The organism is Selenomonas sp. oral taxon 126, assembly GCF_001683335.1.
In the GTDB taxonomy this organism is placed as follows: Bacteria; Bacillota; Negativicutes; order Selenomonadales; family Selenomonadaceae; genus Centipeda.
On sequence record NZ_CP016201.1, the window covers coordinates 58104 to 61759 of the forward strand.

Annotated in this window: 4 protein-coding genes; 1 reads left to right on the forward strand and 3 read right to left on the reverse strand. The window is 57.0% G+C overall.

Going from position 1 to position 3656, the window contains the following annotated elements; genetic code table 11:
* On the forward strand, window positions 1-710 hold a 710-nt coding region (locus AXF19_RS14480; RefSeq protein WP_172837335.1), incomplete at its 5' end, for a CZB domain-containing protein.
* 75 nt (window positions 711-785) lie between these two features.
* On the opposite strand, the gene AXF19_RS00255 is transcribed toward AXF19_RS14480, so the two are convergent.
* From AXF19_RS00255 to AXF19_RS00265, 3 genes are all read right to left on the reverse strand, one after another.
* Window positions 786-1559, reverse strand: a complete 774-nt coding sequence (locus AXF19_RS00255; RefSeq protein WP_066843430.1) for an ABC transporter ATP-binding protein — start codon at window positions 1557-1559, stop codon at window positions 786-788.
* A 14-nt stretch (window positions 1560-1573) separates the two neighbouring features.
* The gene (locus AXF19_RS00260) at window positions 1574-2371 is read right to left on the reverse strand and encodes an ABC transporter ATP-binding protein (RefSeq protein WP_066843433.1); all 798 of its coding nucleotides are present in this window, start codon (window positions 2369-2371) and stop codon (window positions 1574-1576) included.
* Window positions 2358-3656, reverse strand: a 1299-nt coding sequence (locus AXF19_RS00265) for an ABC transporter substrate-binding protein (protein WP_066849903.1), incomplete at its 5' end; no start/stop codon positions are given. The genes AXF19_RS00265 and AXF19_RS00260, both read right to left, overlap by 14 nt.

Consider the following 3656-nt stretch of genomic DNA (forward strand, 5'->3'; position numbering starts at 1 on the left):
CCGTCGATGAGATCCGTGACCAGCTGACGCAGATTCGCACGGGCGTCGAGCAGATTACGAATGAGTTCCAACAGATGGACGACTCCTTCCGTGCCAATGTCGAGGCCGTGGGGCAGGCATCCGGCGAATCGAGCAAGCTCACCGCAGTCTTTGATGCCATCAACAAAACAATCGACGATCTCGCGCCGCTTGCCCAGCGTCAATCTGCGGCATTCGAGGAGATGAACGCCACCCTCCAGTCCACCACCAATGATGTGGTACGAATGACGGACGGCTCAAAGACCTGCAACCGAGATATGTATGATTCGATCCGTAAAATCAATACGGTGCGCATGAACATCGGTGCATTAAAACTCGGCTTTGGTCCGAAAGAAATGATCGAATTTGCAAAGACCGACCACATGATCTGGGGAATGCGGATGCACCAAATGATGTGGGGCAATATCGAGCTCAACGCAGCCGATGTCGAGAACCATACAGTATGCCGCCTCGGAAAATGGTACTTCGGCGAAGGCAAGGAATCGTACGGTCGTATGCCGGAATTCGAGACCCTCGGTATCTGCCATGAGAAGTTCCACAAGCTCTGTGCCGCAACAATCCGTGCATATCATGACAAGCGTATGCAGGAGGTAGAGCGGAACCTGCCCGAGGTCGACCGTCTGTCCGACGAGGTTCTCTCCTGTCTCGACAAAATCAAGAGCAGGATATAAGGAAGCACTGATCAGCGGTGCTGAATCCATCAAAAAAGACTGCGTACGGAGCCGCATCTCCGTACGCAGTCTTTTTTATGTGCAATCATGCGGCAGCTGTGCTGCAATCAGCCGTCGTGTGAAGGGATGTACTGCCTCCCTCAGTGCCGTTGACGGCAGTTCTTCGACAATTTCACCATGCTCCATGACAAGAACGCGTGTGGTCATCTTCTGCACAACCGCAAGGTCATGCGTGACAAAAAGCCCCGTAAACCCATACTCAGAATGCAGTTCGCGGATAAAATCCAGAAGAGCTGCCTGTGTAACAACATCCAATGCGCTGGTCGGTTCATCAAAGAGCAACAGATTGGGACGAACAAAGAGTGCTCGGATCATCACTGCACGCTGAAGCTGACCCCCGCTGAGCTGATGCGGCAGACGCTCTGCCGTATCGGACGGCAGGTGTGCGCGCTCCAGCATCATATGCAGGGTACTGCGCTCCTCCCCGTCGGTGACAAGGCCGAAACGGCGCAGCGGCTCGAGCAGAAACTGCCCGACCGTCATACGCGGGCTGAATGCCTCGAGCGGATTTTGAAATATCAGTTGGAGATGTCGGTAGACATCGCGCGGCCATCCTCTCTGCACCGCTGTCAACGTCTGTCCCAAAAAGGAAATACATCCGTCAGACGGCGTTTCAAGTCCCGCAATCATCTGCAGGAGCGTGGACTTCCCGCAGCCGCTTGCACCGACGATTCCGGTGATTTCTCCCGCATATAGGTCAAAGGACACCCCCCTGACCGCTTCGACGAGGCGCGTTCCCTCACGATAGGTTTTCTTTAGATCCTGAACGCGAAGAACATTTTCTTTCATACGCCCCCCGATCCTCACGTCAAATACGGAACAGCATCCAGCAAGACCCTCGTATAGGGATGCGACGGCCGGTGCAGGACATCCTCTGCCCTGCCATGTTCAACAAATCTGCCGCTCTGCATGATGTAGATCGTATCCGCTACATAGGCTGCTGCGTCCATATTATGCGTCACAAAGACGATGGAGCAGCCCTGCTCCCCCGCCATACGCTTGAGCCGATCGAGCAGACTGCGGCTCGCAATGACATCGAGTGCGCTTGTCGGCTCATCGACCAAGAGGAATTTCGGCGCGAGCGAGAGCGTCATTGCCGTGGCAGCGCGCTGGCGCATACCGCCGCTGAGCTGGAACGGATACGCCTCCATGATCTTTTCGGGATCCTCCAGACCCTCACGACGCAGAGCAGCAATCGCGGTCTCCCGCCAGTCGCGCCCCGCACCGTGCGCCTTCAGATAGTCGGAGAACTGTGCACCGATGCGGCGTATGGGATTCAGATAGGCACCGGGATCCTGAAAAAGAACTGCGATGTCCCGCCCCATCAGGTCACTGCGCACATATGCGGCAGCATCGAGCAGCTCCGTCCCGCAAAAGGAGATCGCGCCGCCGTCGATGATGCCGCCGTCCGGCAGAACGCCGATGACGGCGCGCAGGAGGGTTGATTTCCCGCAGCCGCTCTCACCGACGACCGCTGCAATCTCACCGCGCCCGACCTCCATCGTCACATCACGCAGCACACAATGTGCATGAATGCGCAGTGTCAGGCGCACAATCGAGAGCAGGGAGCCTGATCTGTCCGCCGCCTTACTTCCCGCCAATCGTCAGATCCTTCGTGATGAGGTAGTAGTCGATCGGGTGCATATAGACGCCCGACACCTTGCTCGTCGCGACAACCTGGTTCGCCACGCTGAACAGGAAGAGGCTCGGCGTATCCTGCAGCACGAGGTTCTCAATCTGACCGGCGAGTGCAAGGCGTTCCTTGGCATCCGCAGAGTCGCCCATTCGCTTCAGGAGGCTGTCAACCTCGGGGTTGCTGTAGTGACCGACGTTCTCCTCACTGGTCGAGCGGAGTGTCTGATCCAGATACCAGAACGGATCATTTGTGCCGAGCGTGATCCAGTTGCTCTCCGTCAGGTCAAAGTCTCGCTTCGTCTTTGCCTCCTCGGAGTTCTGGATGCGGCGGATCGTCGCCTTGATGCCCACCTGCTTGAGCTGGTTCTGCAGAGCCTCATAAATCTCGGACTTGCTGCCCCACGCATTGATCGTCAGCTCGAGTTCCTTGCCGTCCTTCGTCACATAGCCATCTGCATTCTTCGCGGTATAACCTGCGGCGGCAAGCTCCTCCGCGGCCTTTGCGAGATCCGTATGCTGCCGCAGCGACTCCTGATACGAGGGCCCGAGGTGCGGCGGAAATACCGCCCCTGCGACAGCTGTGCCGTTCCCCTCGATCTTCACCAGATCATCGTAGTTAACCGCATAGCTGAGTGCACGACGCAGATGTGCATCCGCGAGCACACGCTCGAGATTCATGCGGAACATATAGACACGCACACCCGTGATCTCATGGATCTTGTATTTGTCATTCTCAAAGAGACTGCGGCTCGCACTGTTGCACCGCTGGATGTAATCCACATCGCCCGCCTGCAGTGCCATCGCACGCTTGTTGTCATCCTCGATGTTCTTGACCGTAAGCGTGTCAAGCCCAGGGGTGCCGTCCCAATAGTGCTCATTCTTCTTGAGCTGAATCTCCTCGTTCTTCTTGAAGCCGACAATCTGATAGGGGCCCGTCAGCACAGGTGCGGAATCCGCTTTCGAGAGATCCGCCTTCGTATTGATGATAACAAAGGCAGGCTCCGTCAGTGCCGCCACGAGTGCGCCGTACGGCTCCGTCGTCTCGATGAGGAGGTTCTGTCCGTCCACCTTGATTTCCTTGATCTTCGAGGACTTCTGCGAGCGCGGGCTCTCCTTCAGCGTGCGCTCGAGCGATGCCTTGACGAGCTCCGGCGTCATCGCCTCACCATCCTGGAACTTCACATTCTCACGGATGTGGAAACGCCACGTCGTCGGGTTGACCGCCTCCCACTTATCGGCAAGCTGCGGTGT